General features: G+C 58.0%; 17 protein-coding genes. 15 read left to right on the forward strand and 2 right to left on the reverse strand.

Annotated elements, in window-relative coordinates; genetic code table 11:
- Window positions 1-35 precede the first annotated feature (35 nt).
- The 7 genes from MTP40_RS06805 (at window position 36) to MTP40_RS06835 (ending at window position 7,748) form a co-directional block, all read left to right on the forward strand.
- Window positions 36-1,931: an ABC-F family ATP-binding cassette domain-containing protein gene (locus MTP40_RS06805; protein WP_156065724.1), complete on the forward strand. Its 1,896-nt coding sequence runs from the start codon at window positions 36-38 to the stop codon at window positions 1,929-1,931.
- A 19-nt stretch (window positions 1,932-1,950) separates the two neighbouring features.
- Window positions 1,951-2,499, forward strand: a complete 549-nt coding sequence (locus tag MTP40_RS06810) for a Gx transporter family protein (protein WP_243139761.1) — start codon at window positions 1,951-1,953, stop codon at window positions 2,497-2,499.
- 123 nt (window positions 2,500-2,622) lie between these two features.
- Window positions 2,623-5,073, forward strand: a complete 2,451-nt coding sequence (gene lon / locus MTP40_RS06815; RefSeq protein WP_249260057.1) for an endopeptidase La — start codon at window positions 2,623-2,625, stop codon at window positions 5,071-5,073.
- Between the two features lie 15 nt (window positions 5,074-5,088).
- Window positions 5,089-5,700, forward strand: a complete 612-nt coding sequence (gene yihA, locus MTP40_RS06820) for a ribosome biogenesis GTP-binding protein YihA/YsxC (protein WP_156061179.1) — start codon at window positions 5,089-5,091, stop codon at window positions 5,698-5,700.
- A gap of 3 nt (window positions 5,701-5,703) precedes the next feature.
- Window positions 5,704-6,465, forward strand: a complete 762-nt coding sequence (locus MTP40_RS06825; RefSeq protein ID WP_249260058.1) for a class I SAM-dependent DNA methyltransferase — start codon at window positions 5,704-5,706, stop codon at window positions 6,463-6,465.
- The gene (gene hslO / locus MTP40_RS06830; RefSeq protein WP_097771971.1) at window positions 6,458-7,369 is read left to right on the forward strand and encodes an Hsp33 family molecular chaperone HslO; all 912 of its coding nucleotides are present in this window, start codon (window positions 6,458-6,460) and stop codon (window positions 7,367-7,369) included. The genes MTP40_RS06825 and hslO overlap by 8 nt, the downstream gene beginning before the upstream one ends.
- Window position 7,370: 1 nt before the next feature.
- On the forward strand, window positions 7,371-7,748 hold the full coding sequence (locus MTP40_RS06835) for a tetratricopeptide repeat protein (protein WP_005932878.1): 378 nt from the start codon (window positions 7,371-7,373) through the stop codon (window positions 7,746-7,748).
- Between the two features lie 36 nt (window positions 7,749-7,784).
- Here MTP40_RS06835 and MTP40_RS06840 read toward each other — a convergent pair whose 3' ends face one another.
- Together MTP40_RS06840 and MTP40_RS06845 are read right to left on the reverse strand one after the other, a co-directional pair.
- Window positions 7,785-9,023 carry a sporulation protein YqfD gene (locus MTP40_RS06840; RefSeq protein ID WP_249260059.1) on the reverse strand — a complete coding sequence of 413 codons (1,239 nt, stop codon included), beginning with the start codon at window positions 9,021-9,023 and terminating at the stop codon, window positions 7,785-7,787.
- Window positions 8,935-9,222, reverse strand: coding sequence for a YabP/YqfC family sporulation protein (locus MTP40_RS06845; protein WP_249260060.1), 288 nt, complete (start codon window positions 9,220-9,222; stop codon window positions 8,935-8,937). The genes MTP40_RS06840 and MTP40_RS06845 overlap by 89 nt, the downstream gene beginning before the upstream one ends.
- A 69-nt stretch (window positions 9,223-9,291) precedes the next feature.
- Between MTP40_RS06845 and MTP40_RS06850 the strand changes: the two genes are divergently transcribed.
- The 8 genes from MTP40_RS06850 (at window position 9,292) to MTP40_RS06885 (ending at window position 15,058) form a co-directional block, all read left to right on the forward strand.
- A complete protein-coding gene (locus MTP40_RS06850; protein WP_249260061.1) occupies window positions 9,292-10,401 on the forward strand; it encodes a hypothetical protein in 1,110 nt (369 codons plus the stop codon).
- Between the two features lie 78 nt (window positions 10,402-10,479).
- Complete coding sequence (locus MTP40_RS06855; protein WP_005933700.1) at window positions 10,480-10,860, forward strand: Asp23/Gls24 family envelope stress response protein; 381 nt, start codon at window positions 10,480-10,482, stop codon at window positions 10,858-10,860.
- 19 nt (window positions 10,861-10,879) lie between these two features.
- Entirely contained in the window at window positions 10,880-11,323 is a 444-nt protein-coding gene (gene nusB / locus MTP40_RS06860; protein WP_005933702.1) for a transcription antitermination factor NusB, read from the forward strand.
- Entirely contained in the window at window positions 11,320-12,261 is a 942-nt protein-coding gene (locus MTP40_RS06865) for a glycoprotease (RefSeq protein WP_249260062.1), read from the forward strand. The genes nusB and MTP40_RS06865 overlap by 4 nt, the downstream gene beginning before the upstream one ends.
- Window positions 12,249-13,472 (forward strand): exodeoxyribonuclease VII large subunit, encoded by a 1,224-nt coding sequence (gene xseA, locus MTP40_RS06870; RefSeq protein WP_117476198.1) that lies wholly within the window; start codon window positions 12,249-12,251, stop codon window positions 13,470-13,472. Before MTP40_RS06865 ends, xseA begins: the two co-directional genes overlap by 13 nt.
- Complete coding sequence (gene xseB, locus MTP40_RS06875) at window positions 13,450-13,665, forward strand: exodeoxyribonuclease VII small subunit (RefSeq protein WP_249260063.1); 216 nt, start codon at window positions 13,450-13,452, stop codon at window positions 13,663-13,665. Before xseA ends, xseB begins: the two co-directional genes overlap by 23 nt.
- 12 nt (window positions 13,666-13,677) lie before the next feature.
- Window positions 13,678-14,559, forward strand: a complete 882-nt coding sequence (locus MTP40_RS06880; protein WP_097771112.1) for a polyprenyl synthetase family protein — start codon at window positions 13,678-13,680, stop codon at window positions 14,557-14,559.
- Between the two features lie 28 nt (window positions 14,560-14,587).
- Entirely contained in the window at window positions 14,588-15,058 is a 471-nt protein-coding gene (locus MTP40_RS06885; protein WP_005934165.1) for a divergent PAP2 family protein, read from the forward strand.
- Window positions 15,059-15,084 lie beyond the last annotated feature (26 nt).

A 15,084-nucleotide genomic window follows, 5' to 3' on the forward strand; every position in this document is an offset into this window, starting at 1 on the left:
CTGTGCGGCCTGTGTGAGAGATTGGAAAACGAACAATGCTGATACATTTGGAAAAGCTGGGCAAGAGCTTTGGCGAGAAGATCGTCCTGCATGATGTCACGGCCAGTGTCGAACGGGAGGACCGCATCGGCATCGTGGGCCAGAACGGCGCAGGCAAAACGACCCTGCTGAAGATCCTGACCGGCGAGTATACGGACTACGAGGGTGAGTTCAGTGTGACCCATGGTGTGACGCTGGGCTATCTGGAACAGAATGCAAAGCTCGACCCTACGTTGGATATCTACGGCGAGATGCGTTCCTGCTTTGCCCATGTGCTGGATGCCATGGCCCAGATGCAGATCCTGGAGCGCAGAATGGCCGCCAGCCCGGAGGATGCCTCTCTGCTGGAACAGCACGATGCCTTGCAGAACATCATTGATGCCGCTGACGGCTACAATATGGACGTCAACATCAAAAAGGTGCTGTCCGGTATGGGGTTTGCGCAGGATACCTGGACGAAGAATATCGCTGTGCTTTCGGGCGGTGAGCTGACGCGCCTGCGTCTGGCAAAGCTGCTGTTGGAAAAGCCGGATGTCCTGATTCTGGACGAGCCCACCAACCACTTGGATTTTGCCACCATGGAATGGCTGGAGAATTACCTCAAGGGCTATTCCGGTGCCGTGCTGGTCGTCAGCCATGACCGCTATTTCCTGGACAATATCTGCACCAGGATCTGGGAGGTTTCCTTCCAGACCATGACCACTTATAAGGGCAACTTCTCAGCCTATCTGCCCCAGAAGGAAGCTGCCGATGCCCTGCGCCAGAAGCAGCACGATGCAGATGTAGCACTGGCTGAAAAGCTGCAGGATTATGTAGACCGCAATCTTGTGCGCGCTTCCACCACCAAGATGGCCCAGAGCCGCCGCAAACAGCTGGAAAAGCTGGAGATCACGGAAGCACCAAAGGATGAAACGAACCAGCTCAAGTTCCGCTTTGAGTATGATGTGGAGCCGTGGAACGAGCTGGTGCTGATGAAGAACCTGACCATCAGGATCGGGGAGCGCACCCTGCTGGAACCCTTTACCTACACGGTCTGCCGGGGTCAGCGGCTGGTGATCGCAGGCCCCAACGGTGCGGGCAAATCCACGCTGATGCAGGTGCTGGATGGTAAGCGCCGCCCCTCTGGCGGCATGGTGCGGCTGGGTACGGGAGCCCGGCCCAGCATTTTTGCCCAGCAGCAGAACCGTTTGGGACAGGGCCGGGTGATCGATGTCATCTGGAACAAGTATCCCCGGATGACGGAGCTGGAAGTGCGCAGCCATCTGGCAAAGCTGGGTTTCCGGGGCGAGACAGTGTTCAAGCCCTGCGAGGCACTTTCGGGCGGCGAGCTGGCCCGCCTGCGCTTTGCTGAGATCGTGCTGGAGCGGCCCAATCTGCTGTTTCTGGACGAACCCACCAACCACCTGGACATCTACACCCGCGAGAACCTGACCGAAGCCCTGATGGCATACACCGGGACCCTGCTCATGGTCACTCATGACCGCCATCTGATGAACAGTCTGGGCTGTCCCATCCTCTATCTGGAAGATGGCAAGGCCACCCTGTATCCGAGCTACGATGCCCTGATGGGCCGTGCCGCTCCTGCTGCCGCTCCGGAAAAAGCCGGGGATCAGCCCGCCAAGGCCGGTTACGGCAAAGAGCAGCGCCGCCGCCGCGCGGAGCTGCGGGCCAAGATCAAGGCTTGCGAGGATGAAATGGAAGCCTGCGGGGCAAGGGAAGTGGAGCTTGACAATGAGATCAACTCCCCGGAGGTCTACAATGACCCCGATCTGCTCCGCCAAAAGAGCGATGAGCTCAGTGATCTGCGCTTCCATCAGGAGGAGCTGTTTGCTGCCTGGGAAAAGGCAATGGAAGAGCAGGAGCAGTACGAACAGGCTGCTGGTGAAGAATAATCTGCTGCAAAGGAGAACAATGATGCCCTATAACCGCCGCAATTACAACAAAACGCACAGCATCGCCCTTTCAGGCCTGCTGTTTGCTCTGGCGATGGCGCTTTCCTTCATCGAGGGCACATTGGTCATCCCCGGGCTTTTGCCAGGCATGAAGCTGGGTCTGGCGAATATTGTGGTGATGTATGCCCTGTTCTTCATGGGGCCAAAACAGGCCCTTGTGCTGGATGTGCTGAAGGCGTTCTTCGTCTTTCTGGTCTCCGGCTGGACGGCAGGTTTTCTTTCCCTCTGCGGCGGCCTGCTCTCGCTGCTGGTGATGTGGCTGCTCTACTATCACTGCCCGCTGCGGCCTACCTGGTTCATCCTGTCGGTCTGCGGCGCGCTGGCCCACAACATCGGCCAGCTGCTGGGAGCCAGTGTCATCCTTTCCACAGCAGTGTCCCTTTACTATGCACCGATTATGCTGGTGCTGGGCCTTGTGATGGGAATGCTCACCAGTGTCACCCTGCGGGCTATGCTGCCTGCGCTGGGACGGCTGGGTTATAATATCCAGGAAAACCGCAAAGGATGAGCCGTCCGGTTGCAACCGGGGCCGGAATCCGATATAATAAATCAAATCTGAATTTTTACCCAACAAAAAAACTGCCCACGGGATAGCGCACTTTGGCGCGGGGCAGCTGGGAGGTATGAGTTTATGTCTGAAAAAGTGACTGTTAAGGTGGAGCGCAATATCCTCCATCTTCCCGCCATTGCCCTGCGTGGGCTGGTGGTGTTCCCCAACAACCTGCTGCATTTTGAGGTAGGTCGTGACAAGAGCATTGCCGCTGTGGAATGGGCCGTGCGGAATAAATCCGAGGTGTTCCTCATTGCGCAGAAGGATATGAAGGCTGAGGACCCCAAGGCAGAGGAGATGTACCAGTACGGCGTTGTGGCCGAGATCAAGCAGGTCATGCGTGTTTCGGATGATCTGGTGCGCATTCTGGTGGAGGGCAAGTTCCGCGCCAAGCGCACCGAGCTGGATACCGACGGCAGCTTCCTGCTGGCATCGGTGCGGCCGGCTCCTGTGCGCCCCATCAAGGCAGAGGAAGAGACCGAGGCGGAGGCCCTGCTCCGCAACGTGAAAACGAGCTTCGACGCGGTGCTTTCCATGAATCCCCGCATCAGCAAGGATGTGGTGTTTGCTGTTACCTCGAATAACGACCCCGCCTTCCTGTGCGAGTACATCCCTGCCAATCTGCTCTTCCGCTTTGAGGATAAGCAGGCTGTGATGGAGGAAAGCACCCTCATCGGCCGTCTGCGCCTGCTGGTGGAACGCCTGCATCGGGAGCGCCGGATGCTGGAGATCGACAAGGAAATCGCCCAGAAAGTGGACGAGGCCATGGATAAGAACCAGCGTGATTACTACCTGCATGAGCAGATGCACATGATCAGCCAGGAGCTGGGCGAGGACGATGATACCACGGCAGAGGCCGAGGAGTACCGCCGCAGGATCCAGGAACTGCATCTGGACGAGGAGCGGGAGAAGAAACTGCTCAAGGAAGTGGACCGCCTTGCCAAGATGCAGAGCAGCAATCAGGAGGGAACGGTCATCCGCACCTATCTGGACACCTGCCTGGATCTGCCCTGGAACAGTTTTACCGAGGACGACCTCGATATCGCCAAGGCACAGCGCATCCTTGACCGCGACCACTACGGCCTGAAGAAAGTCAAGGACCGCATTCTTGAGGTGCTGGCTGTCCGCAAGCTGGCCCCGGATGTCAAGGGGCAGATCATCTGCCTGGTCGGCCCTCCGGGTGTCGGCAAGACCAGCATTGCCCGCTCCATTGCCGAGAGCCTGAACCGCAAGTATGTGCGCATCAGTCTGGGCGGTGTGCGGGATGAGGCAGAGATCCGCGGCCACCGCCGCACCTATATCGGGGCCATGCCCGGCAAGATCATCAACGCCATGATCTCCGCCAAGAGCTCCAACCCCCTGATGCTGCTGGACGAGATCGACAAGCTGGCAGGCGATTTCCGGGGTGACCCGGCCGCCGCCCTGCTGGAAGCTCTTGATCCCGAGCAGAACACCACCTTTAATGATCACTTTATCGATATGCCGTTTGATCTGAGCCATGTGCTTTTTATCACCACGGCAAATGATCTGAGCGCCATTCCCGGCCCTCTGCGTGACCGCATGGATGTCATTGAGCTGCCCAGTTATACCCGGGTGGAGAAATACAACATTGCCCGCAAGCATCTGGTACCCAAGCAGCTCAAGGCCTGCGGTCTGGCCGGGAAGGTCATCTTCTCCCAGAGCGCGCTCTACGGCATCATTGACGGCTACACCCGTGAGGCCGGTGTCCGCACCCTGGAGCGTACCATCACCAGTGTCCTGCGCAAGTGCGCCCGCAAGATCGCGTCCGGTGAGGCGGAAAACGTTTCTGTGACCGGCAGCAGCCTGGAAGAGCTGCTGGGGCCCCGCTTCGTCAAGCCCGATTTCCTCAACCGGACCAACGCCATCGGCATTGCCAACGGTCTGGCCTGGACCAGCATCGGCGGCGAGACCCTGCCCATTGAGGTGCAGGTCATGGACAATGGCAGCGGCAAGATCACCGTCACCGGTTCGCTGGGCGACGTGATGAAGGAGAGTGCCCAGCTGGCCATCACCTATGTCCGTGTCCACGCCGAGGAATACGGCATCGACCCTGAGCGGCTGAAGAAATGCGATCTGCACATCCATGCCCCCGAGGGTGCCGTGCCCAAGGACGGCCCCAGCGCCGGTGTTACTCTGACCACGGCTCTGGTGTCCTGCCTGTCCGGCATCCCGGTGCGCGGTGATGTTGCCATGACCGGCGAGATTACTCTGCACGGCAATGTGCTGCCCATCGGCGGTCTGCGCGAAAAGAGCATGGCTGCCTACCGTGAGGGGATGAAAACTGTGCTCATCCCCAAGGATAACGTTCCGGACCTGTACGAGGTGGATGACGAGGTGAAGAAGAATCTGACCTTCCTGCCCATGTCTGACCTCGCACAGGTGCTCAATGCCGCTCTGCTTAAGCCCAAGAGCGTTTCTGCCCGTCATCCGCACCCCGCCAAAAAAGCAAAGCCGGTGGAAGCGGCCATCCCGCCCGCACCGGAAAAACCGAAGCCGGGGGCTGTCTGCTAATCAAAGGAGCAAACGATGAACTACAACAAAGCGGATTTTATTGCAAGCTACGGCATTTCCAGCCAGCTGCCCGAAAGTGACCGTCCGGAACTCAGCTTCTCAGGCCGTTCCAACGTGGGCAAGTCCAGCCTCATCAACAAGCTGTGCAACCGCAAGAACCTTGCCCGTGTATCCAGTACACCGGGCAAAACGGCCACCATCAACTTCTATGAGGTGGACAACTGCTATTTTGTGGATCTGCCCGGCTATGGCTATGCCAAGGTCAGCAATGCAGACCGCGAGCGCTGGGATGACCTCATCAACAGCTATTTTGAAGCCCCCCGGCATCATACCCTGCTGGTGCAGCTTATTGACTGCCGCCATGCCCCCAGCGCGGATGACCTGCAGATGCTGAAGTATCTGCACTACCATCAGATCCCCTTTGTTGTGGCATTGACCAAAGCTGATAAGCTCAAAAAGAGCCAGCTGGCCAAGACACGGGAGGATTTTGAAAAGGTCTGCCTGCCCTATGGCTGCCAGAAGGTGGTGCTGACCAGCGGCGAGAACGGCTACGGCATCCCAGAGCTGCAGGCGGTGTTGAACGAGGCCGTGGCGGCTGAGTTCACCGATGACGAGGAAGCGGAGTAAACCATGGCCTACAATGAATTTGCCTATTTCTATGATGAATTCAACGGCGAAGCCGACTATGATGCCCTTTATGAGCAGATCCGGCAGGAACTGAATGCTCACGATATCCGGGGTGGCATTCTGGCCGATCTGGGCTGTGGAACAGGGGAGCTGACCCTGATGCTGACCCAGGCGGGCTATGATATGATCGGCATCGATCAGTCCGAGGAGATGCTCTGTGTTGTGCGGGATAAGGCGGAACAGCTGGGCCTTTCCGGCAAGCTGCTGCTTTTGCAGCAGGATCTGCTCAAGCTTGACCTCTACGGCACCATCCGGGGTACGGTGTCTACCTTCGATACCTTCAACCACATCCCGGACCTGGATACCGCCATTGCCAACGCGGCTTTTTTCATGGAAGAGGGCGGCGTGTTCCTCTTTGATATGAATACCCCTTACAAGCACCAGAAGGTGCTGGGGGAAAATGTATTTACCTTTGAGGAAGAGGATGCTGCCTGCGTCTGGCGCAACCACTATCACCCTGCGGACCGCCGGGTGGAGATCACGGTGGACATCGACTACCGCGAGACCGGTGAACACTTCCATGAACAGTTCTATGAATATACCTATGACCTGGATACCATCCAAGCCGCATTGGAAAAGCACGGCTTTGTGCTGGAAAAGGTCTGCGACGGTGAGAGCTTCGGCCCCCTGACCGAAGAGAGCGAACGCTATTTCTTCTGTGCCGTCAAGCAGTATACCCAATTGGAGGAAAAAGAAAATGTCTAATCTGATCCGCGGTATTTCTGAAAACGGCGGTGTTGTGTTCTGCGGTGTGGACTCCACTGAGATTGTCCGCACGGCCGAGCAGCTGCACCACACCAGTGCGACCTGCAGCGCAGCCCTGGGCCGCCTGCTCACCGGTGCGTCCCTGATGGGCTCCATGCTCAAGGACGATGGCGATTCCATTACGCTGCGTGTGGCGGGCGGCGGCCCCACCGGCACGGTTGTTGCCTGTACCGATGGCACCGGCAATGTCAAGGGCTGTATCGACCACCCGCTGGTAGAGCTGCCTCTGAAAGCAAACGGCCATCTGGATGTGGGCGGTGCTGTGGGCAAAAACGGCGTGCTGACTGTCATCCGTGACAACCGCCTGCAGAAAGAACCCACTGTGGGCCAGGTGCCTCTGGTCTCCGGCGAGATCGCCGAGGATCTGACCAGCTACTATGCTTACAGTGAGCAGGTGCCTACCGTCTGCGCTCTGGGGGTGCTGGTGAATACTGACCTGACCATTGCCTGCGCGGGTGGCTTCCTGCTGCAGCTGCTGCCCGGTGCCACCGATGCCGAGATCACCCAGCTGGAGCAGAACATCGCCGCAATGCCTTCCGTTACTGAACTGCTTCGGGAAGGCAAGACCCCAGAGGATATGATGAACCTTGCACTGGCAGGCTTCAACCCCAATGTACTGGATGAGCGCGAGGTGCAGTACAAGTGTGACTGCAGTGAAGAGCGTACCGAAGAGATGCTGCTGAGCCTGGGCCGCAAGGAGCTGGAAAAGCTCCGGGATGAGGACCCTGACTGCGAGGTCGTCTGTCATTTCTGCCACACCAAGTACCACTTTGACTTGAATAAGTTGGTAGAAAAGGCCGCCTACAAAAAGGAAAAGGCCGAAACGCAGGAACCGGAAGCCTGAGATGGAAAGTTATTACACGCCTTGCAAAGAATTTGATGCCTGCAATGAACTGATTGAGCGCTACTGGAAAACGGGTCAGTATGAACAATGTTTTCGAGGGCATTTACAACTTGCAGAGAAGGGGTATCCGCTGGCAGAATGCCAAGTAGGATATTTTTACTTGGAAGGCATCGGTGTCCAGAAAAATTTAGAAAAAGCTTTTTATTGGACGGAACGCGCCGCACAACATGGCGACCGTGATGCACAGTTCAATCTTGGCTGGTTCTATGAAAATGGAATTGTTGTGCCGAAGGATTTGAAATGGGCAGAACGGTGGTATGTTCGGGCGGCAAGTCAACGACAAAAGGAAGCACTTGAAAAAATTAAAAAGATTAAATAAGCAAAACAGCCCGGAGCGAAAAACTCCGGGCCGTTTTCAGGTGCAGATGTCAGCGATGATGGTGTAGACCACCCGGTAATGCAGCATATTGTTCTCGGTTGTGACATCTACTTTCTGCGCCACAAATTCTGCGTCCGGGTAATCATTTTGCAAGGTCTGTAAGCCATGCAGACGGGCCAGTGCACTGGCTTCATCCTCTGAGGAATGAACTTCATTTTCTGCCTGTTCGTAATAGGTGCTTTCCTCGACGGAAAGCGGGAGCGTCAGCCCCAGAAGCTCCGGCTGAAGATGCCGTGTGACCGCCGTGGAATCGTCCGCAGGGGAGAAAAGGGAAGGCAATGGGAACACCCGCCCGGCAAGGAAAAGCCTTCGCTGAACGACAGTGTTTCCAGTCAGCTGGTATGTGGCAGCCATCAGCGGAAGCTCTTCCGCAAACTCCCACTCGAACTGCGCCCGGACGCTTCCGGCGGCAGGCTGAAAGATCAGCGTACCGTCCCGTTCAGCCCGGGCAGTGCCGATGAGTCCCTGGCCTTTTTCCACTGCCTGCCCGGGAACCACCAGCATCGTCCCGCTGACAAGGTTTGTGTTGACCACCGTACCTGCAGCCTTTGCCCGCAGGCCATGGAGCGTTCCGGCGGCGATCTCCGGCACCGGTTTGGCTTCTGCCGCTTCCAGTTCCAGCCGCCCATCCAGAAAATTCAGGCTGACCCACGAGAACTCACCGCTTTGCAGCAGAGCATATTCCCCGGCGGTAAGTTTTTCCTGCGTGACGATACTGCCCGGCATCAGGAAAACGGTTTCCCGCAGAACGGAAGCTGCCCGCGCCTGCTGGCCGGTCGTCAGGCCGGAAGCATCCACAGCCCAGACAAGGCCCTGGGACCAAAGCAAAAGCGGCACAAACAGCAAAAGCCCGGCCCACAGCCCCCGCCGCCGGAGGTAGGGCCGCAGGAGAAAAAACAGCCCTGTCTTTTTGCGGATGCGCAGATGCACCTGCCGCTTGCGGGCAAGTTTTGTCAGCCGGAGGTAGTGCCATGCCGCGCACCGGGCCGTAAAGCCGCCGGGAGCAGGGAAGATGTCAGTGAGATGCAGGCCTGTCCGTGCAGCTTCGGAGAGCAGGCCATCGGTATCACCGTTCCGGGCAGAAAATGCTGCCCCGGCCCAAAGCTGTAAGATGCTGCATCCCTCCCTAACTGCTGGAAAAATCTGTGCGTAAAAACCGCCCCCGCAGGGTAATTCGGTGAGCGGCCAGCGTTTCGATTCTAAGCCCGTCCCCATACACGGTGAACAGCCCGCCCGCAAATTCCAGGCAGAGCCTGCCCTCCTCATAGGTGCGCACCCTGTGGAAGTGCTCGATCTCCATCACACCGCCGCTCAGATAGACAGAGGGCTGCCCATAAAAGCCCCGGGGAGGCTGGCGCAGCATCCGGCCAAACCAGCCGCGCAGGGAGAGCCGCCCGGTTTTCTGCTGTTTCACACCCGCTCCCTCCCCGCCGGGCAAAACTGCGCCCCGTATCACATATATATGGAACCGGAGGGCGTGTGTATGAATCAGCTTTTCAGATGGGATCAGACGGGTTTGTTTTTGCTGGCACTGGCGGCAGGGATTCTGCCGTTTGCAGTGCCGGAGGTTTGTGCCGCTGCTCTGCGGGAAGGGTTGACCCTCTGCAGCGGGCCGCTGCTGCTTTCTCTGTTCCCGTTTCTCGTGGTATCGCGCCTGCTCATCCAATGCCCGGAAAGCGACCTGCTGGCCCTGCCGTTCCGGTTGGCGGCGTGGGGCATCGGCATCCGCAGACCCTGTGCGGCACGGGTGCTCTGCATCGGGTTCCTGGGTGGCTTTGCACCAGCAGCCAGTGCGGCGGCGCAGGCAGTCAGGACCGGTCAGCTCACGGCTGAGGAAGCGGATGCCCTGCTGCCGGCTTGTATCTGTTCCGGGCCATCCTTTGTGGTGCTGACGGTAGGGCAGAGCATGCTGGGCAGTGCGGAGCTTGGTGTGCTGCTGTTTGCGGCACAGATTACTGCAAACTATCTGACTGCCGCCCTGCTGAACCGGTTTGCAGGAGTGCATTCGGTCGAACAGGAATCTGCAGCGCCAGCATCCCCTGCACCGCCGCGGTTGGATGAGATCCTGGCCGATGCTGCCATAACGTATTGCAAGCTCTGCGGGTTTATCCTCTTTTTCCGGTTGCTGGCCGCCGGAGCAGGGGCTCTCTTGCCTACCGGTGCGGGCACACTCTGTGCCATTCTGCTGGAAGTCTGCTCTGGCTGTGACCTGGCTTCCCGTACCGGACGGTGGGGGAGCCTGCTCTGCTGTGCGGCACTGAGCGTGCAGGGGCTTTCCGTGTTGCTGCAGGTGCGCACCATCTGCCCGGCGGAAATGACCCTGCACCCGCTCTATCGGGCCAGAATACTCCATCTGCCGCTTTCACTGGCCCTGTTCTATCTGTTGCTGCCGGGCGGGGAGGCGGATGTGTTCAGCACTCTGCCTGCCCGGGTCCTTTTGATGCGGCGGGTGCCGCCGGATTGTGCCCTGCTCGTTTTTGCAGTGTGCTGTATGGCAGCCTGCACTTTGCGCAGTGGAATCCGTCAAGTTGAACAGAAACAGATGGCAAGAAATGCAGGTGGGTGTTGTATAAATTCCAAAACTTTGCTATAATAAGACGTAAGCATTCAATGACAGGGAAGCTTCCCTGAACAGATGGAAATAAAATAAATGAGCACACGCTTATTTTAGATGGAGGACCATAGAATGGATTTACAGAATATGGATCTTAAGGGCGGGAGCCTGCAAATTTCCACCGAGGTCATCGGCAAGATCGCACGCTGTGCTGCACTGGAAGTGGACGGTGTGTCCGAGGTCTCCTGCGGCAAGCAGAACAAAAAGGTCAAGGAGCTGCTGGCTGCTGCCAGCATCCAGCCCCCTGTTACCGTGGAGATGCGGGACGGCACCGCAGAACTGACCCTGAATCTGGTGGTCAAGTTTGGTGCAAAGATCCCTGCTGTGGCCGAAAAGGTACAGGAGAATGTCAAGTCTGCTGTTCAGAACATGACCAATGTCACGGTAAGCCGTGTGAACCTTGTCATTGCCGGCCTTGCAGCTGAGGAACAGGAATAAAAAGTAGAAGAGGAAGATTATGGAAAATATTTTGCCCCGTCGTGAAGCCCGTGAGAATGCGTTCCTGCTGGCTTTTTCCCAGACCTTTGGTGATGTGCCCCTGCAGGAAGCACTGGATACGAACAACGAGTGTGGGGAAGAGCGTCCGGTGGATGTGTTCGGCCAGCGCCTGCTGAGTGCCTATTACAGCCACTCTGCAGAGGTGGACGACCTCATCCGTGACCATCTGCGCAACTGGACTATGGAGCGCCTGCCCCGTGTCAGCCTGACTGTCCTGCGTCTGGCTCTGGCTGAGATGCTGTATGGCGACGAGCGTAAGCCCGGTGTTGTCATCAATGAGGCTGTGGAGCTGACCAAGAAATACGGCGCAGATGAGGACTATCAGTTCGTGAATGGTCTGCTGGGTGCTGTTGCCCGTGAGCAGGGTCTGGACACGGAGCCGGTGGAGTCGGAAGAACAGTGAGCCACTATACGCTGGGCATCGACACAAGCAACTATGCAACCTCTCTGGCGGTTTTTCACACAGCCGGAGAGGTTGTTTGCGCAAAGAAACGTTTTCTGCCGGTCAAGGAGGGCCAGCTGGGCCTGCGGCAGAGTGATGCGCTCTTCCACCATACTACGGCTCTGCCTGAGATGCTGGAGGAGCTTGGCCGGGAGTTTGATCTGACCCAAATCTCGGCAGTGGGCGTTTCCCAGAAGCCGCGCCCCGTGGAGGGAAGCTACATGCCCTGCTTCCTGGCGGGTGTCAGCGCGGCCACAGCCTTTGCGCAGGCCCGGGGCATCCCGCTCATCCATACCACCCATCAGCAGGGACACGCGGCGGCAGCGCTGTTTGCAGCAAAAGGGGAAGAGCTCTTCCGCCAGAAAGTGCTGCTCTTCCACATCTCAGGCGGTACAACGGATCTTCTGCTCTGCAATGAGGTAAAGGAGATCGCTACACTGGGCACCAGCACCGACCTATACGCCGGGCAGGCAGTGGATCGTGTGGGGGTCAAGCTGGGGTTTGGCTTCCCGGCAGGTGTGGAAGTTTCCCGTCTGGCTGCCTTGTGTGAGGAACCCATTAAGCCCAGATCCAGCGTGAAGGGGATGCAGTGCAGTCTTTCGGGGCTGGAGAATCAGTGCAATGCCCTGCTGAATGAGGGCAAAACCCCGGAGTATGTCTGCAAATACTGCCTGCTCTGTGTGGCAGACACCGTGGTCAAGATGACAAGAGCCGCCCAGAAGGAATACCCCGGCCTGCCGGTGGTCTGTGCGGGCGGTGTGATGAGTAGTGATATCATCCGCGCCTGGGTGCAGCAGCGCCTGCCGCAGGTGTATTTCGTGCCCGGGCAGTATTCCAGCGACAACGCCATCGGTGTGTCCATTCTTGCCGCACAGGGGGCTGGATTATGGCTGAAGTGATCTCGGTCTCGGCCCTGAACCGGTACGTCAAAAATCTGCTGGACGTGAATGATGTTCTGTTCGATCTGGCCCTGCGGGGCGAGATCGCCAACTTTGTGCAGAACGCCCGGAGCGGGCACTGCTACTTTTCCCTGCGGGACGAAGCCGCCAGCGTCAGGGCTGTGATGTTCCGCTCCGATGCGCGGCGGCTGGGTTTCCAGCCCGAAGAGGGCATGAAGGTGGTGGTGCGCTGCCGTGTGACCCTCTACGAGCGGGACGGCGCGTTTCAGGTCTATGTCAACGACATGTTCCCGGACGGCATCGGTTCGACACAGCTGGCCTTTGAACAGCTGAAGGCGAAACTGGACAAAGAAGGGCTTTTTGCACCGGAGCATAAAAAGCCGCTGCCCAGGTTCCCGCAGTGTATCGGCCTTGTCACCAGCAAGACCGGTGCTGCACTGCAGGATATTCGCAATGTCATCGGTCGGCGCTGGCCCGCAGTGCGTCTGCTGCTGGCTCCTGTGAATGTGCAGGGCTTTGAAGCGGCAGAGGAGATCGCTGATGCCATTACCCGGCTGGACAAAAGTGGGCGGGTGGACGAGATCATTGTAGCGCGCGGCGGCGGAAGCCGGGAGGACCTGTGGGTATTCAACGCCGAGGTCATTGCCCGGGCGGCCTACCGCTGCAAAACGCCCCTCATCAGCGCCATTGGCCACGAGATCGATTTTACGATCCTGGATTTTGTGGCAGATCAGCGCGCGCCCACACCCTCAGCGGCGGCAGAGCTTGCTGTGCCCGACCGTGCCGAACAAGGACGGAAATTATGCACTTTGGAAGAAAATATTCACAATTGTATCCAATTTAAGCTGAGTTTATGTTATAATAGGCTGGAACAGACCGAACAGCTGCTTTCCCGTGCTGGTGTACAGGCAGCGCTGGAGGAGCGTGCTGCCCGCCTGGATACTCTGGCCGGGCGGCTGCAAACTGCCGCCAGAGGTAAGCTGCAGGCCGGAGAGCTGCGTCTGAAGCATACGGCAGCACTTGCCGCATCCCTGAACCCCTACGGTGTGCTGGCCCGCGGCTATGCCATGGTGCAGGACAATAGGGGAAGGATCTGCACGCCGGATGCACTCCGGCCCGGGCAGACCTGTAAACTCCGGGGCACGGAACACCGCGTGACCTGCACGGTCAATACAGTGGAGGAACTGGATGAGAGCACCCAAAAGCTTTGAGGATGGAATGACCCGGCTGGAAGCCATCCTTGAACAGATGCAGCAGCCGGAAACAACGCTGGCGGAATCGGTCAAACTCTATGCCGAAGCCGCATCCCTGATGGATTATTGTAACAGTACGCTGGAAAAGGCCACGCTGCAGCTGGATGAGATCGACGCGCAGCGGGCCCCCCGGCCGGATGCCGCACATTAAGGAGGAAGTTTCATGGATTACGCGAAGCAGTATCAAGAGTATCTTGCCCGGGCAAATCAGGCACTGGAAAAGGCCTGCGAGACTTTTTTGCCCGAGGAATCTGAGGTCTGCCGGGCTGCACGTTACAGCCTGCTGGGCGGCGGCAAACGCATCCGCGCAGTGCTGGTTCTGGCCGTGTGCGATATGCTCAACGGCAGCGCTGAAGCAGCCGAGCAGTTTGCGGCGGCGGTCGAGATGCTGCACTGCTATTCTTTGATCCATGATGATCTGCCCTGCATGGACAACGATGACCTGCGCCGGGGCAAGCCCAGCTGCCACAAGGCCTTTGGTGAATCCACTGCGATGCTGGCCGGCGATGTACTGTTGACCGAGGCGTTCAACGTGGTCGCAAATGCACCGGCTTCGCCCATTGTCAGTGTGCGGGCCGCAAGGGCCTTGGGCGCTGGTGCGGGCAGCCATGGCATGGTTTATGGGCAGGAGCTTGACCTGAAATATGAGGCACTGGCTGCCACTGAAGAGCAGCTGCGGCTGATCCACCGGAACAAGACCGGTGCGCTCATCAATGCTGCTGTTCAGATGGGTGCTGCCGCTGCTCAGGCCAATGAGACCCAGTGCAAGGAGCTGGAGGACTATGCCTTCGGCATTGGTCTGGTGTTCCAGATCGTGGACGATGTGCTGGATGTGACCAGCACCGCCGAACAGCTGGGCAAACCCATTGGCAGCGACAGTGAGAACGGCAAGACCACCTTTGTGACCTTGTATGGGGCCGAAGGTGCCATGGAGCTGGCAAAAAAACTGAACAACGAGACCTGCGCCTCCCTGCACGCGGAATTTGGCGAAAAGGCCGCTTTCCTGGAGCAGCTGGCAAAAGAGCTGCTGGTGCGCCGCAGCTGATCCGAAAAAATAAGAAGGTGGAACTACCATGCAATTTATCCATAGCGTCCTGACGTTCAATGAGATCCTTACAGTATCCCTGTTGTCCTGGTTTGTGGCGCAGGTGCTCAAGACCATCATCAACTTTGTCCTGCTGGGCAGGTTCCAGCTGGAGCGGATGTGGGGCGATGGCGGTATGCCCAGTGCCCACAGTGCCACGGTAACGGCCATGGTCATTGCTACGGCACGCAGCGAGGGTATCCATTCGGCTATCTTTGCGGTGGCCGCAGTTGTTGCCATCATCACCATGCACGATGCTATGGGTGTGCGCCGCGAGACCGGTGAGCAGGCCAAGGTGCTGAACAAGATGCTGGAGCAGTGGATCGAAGTGACCGAGAAAAACAATCCCTTCCTGCAGAATATGCACCTGAAAGAGATGGTTGGTCACACTCCGCTGCAGGTTATGGCCGGTTTTGCACTGGGTATACTGGTCGGCTTCCTCTATCCTATGGGCCTCTGAGCGCCCCATTTCAAAACGTGAGAAGG

The organism is Faecalibacterium sp. IP-3-29, from assembly GCF_023347335.1.
Classification (GTDB): Bacteria; Bacillota; Clostridia; order Oscillospirales; family Ruminococcaceae; genus Faecalibacterium; species Faecalibacterium duncaniae.

Bases quoted from the DNA above. Each gene is read 5' to 3' on its own strand.
- MTP40_RS06805 (WP_156065724.1), top strand. From the start codon at position 36: ATGCTGATACATTTGGAAAAGCTGGGCAAGAGCTTTGGCGAGAAGATC.
- MTP40_RS06810 (WP_243139761.1), top strand. From the start codon at position 1,951: ATGATGCCCTATAACCGCCGCAATTACAACAAAACGCACAGCATCGCC.
- lon (WP_249260057.1), top strand. From the start codon at position 2,623: ATGTCTGAAAAAGTGACTGTTAAGGTGGAGCGCAATATCCTCCATCTT.
- yihA (WP_156061179.1), top strand. From the start codon at position 5,089: ATGAACTACAACAAAGCGGATTTTATTGCAAGCTACGGCATTTCCAGC.
- MTP40_RS06825 (WP_249260058.1), top strand. From the start codon at position 5,704: ATGGCCTACAATGAATTTGCCTATTTCTATGATGAATTCAACGGCGAA.
- hslO (WP_097771971.1), top strand. From the start codon at position 6,458: ATGTCTAATCTGATCCGCGGTATTTCTGAAAACGGCGGTGTTGTGTTC.
- MTP40_RS06835 (WP_005932878.1), top strand. From the start codon at position 7,371: ATGGAAAGTTATTACACGCCTTGCAAAGAATTTGATGCCTGCAATGAA.
- MTP40_RS06840 (WP_249260059.1), bottom strand. From the start codon at position 9,023: ATGGGGACGGGCTTAGAATCGAAACGCTGGCCGCTCACCGAATTACCC.
- MTP40_RS06850 (WP_249260061.1), top strand. From the start codon at position 9,292: ATGAATCAGCTTTTCAGATGGGATCAGACGGGTTTGTTTTTGCTGGCA.
- MTP40_RS06855 (WP_005933700.1), top strand. From the start codon at position 10,480: ATGGAGGACCATAGAATGGATTTACAGAATATGGATCTTAAGGGCGGG.
- nusB (WP_005933702.1), top strand. From the start codon at position 10,880: ATGGAAAATATTTTGCCCCGTCGTGAAGCCCGTGAGAATGCGTTCCTG.
- xseA (WP_117476198.1), top strand. From the start codon at position 12,249: ATGGCTGAAGTGATCTCGGTCTCGGCCCTGAACCGGTACGTCAAAAAT.
- xseB (WP_249260063.1), top strand. From the start codon at position 13,450: ATGAGAGCACCCAAAAGCTTTGAGGATGGAATGACCCGGCTGGAAGCC.
- MTP40_RS06880 (WP_097771112.1), top strand. From the start codon at position 13,678: ATGGATTACGCGAAGCAGTATCAAGAGTATCTTGCCCGGGCAAATCAG.
- MTP40_RS06885 (WP_005934165.1), top strand. From the start codon at position 14,588: ATGCAATTTATCCATAGCGTCCTGACGTTCAATGAGATCCTTACAGTA.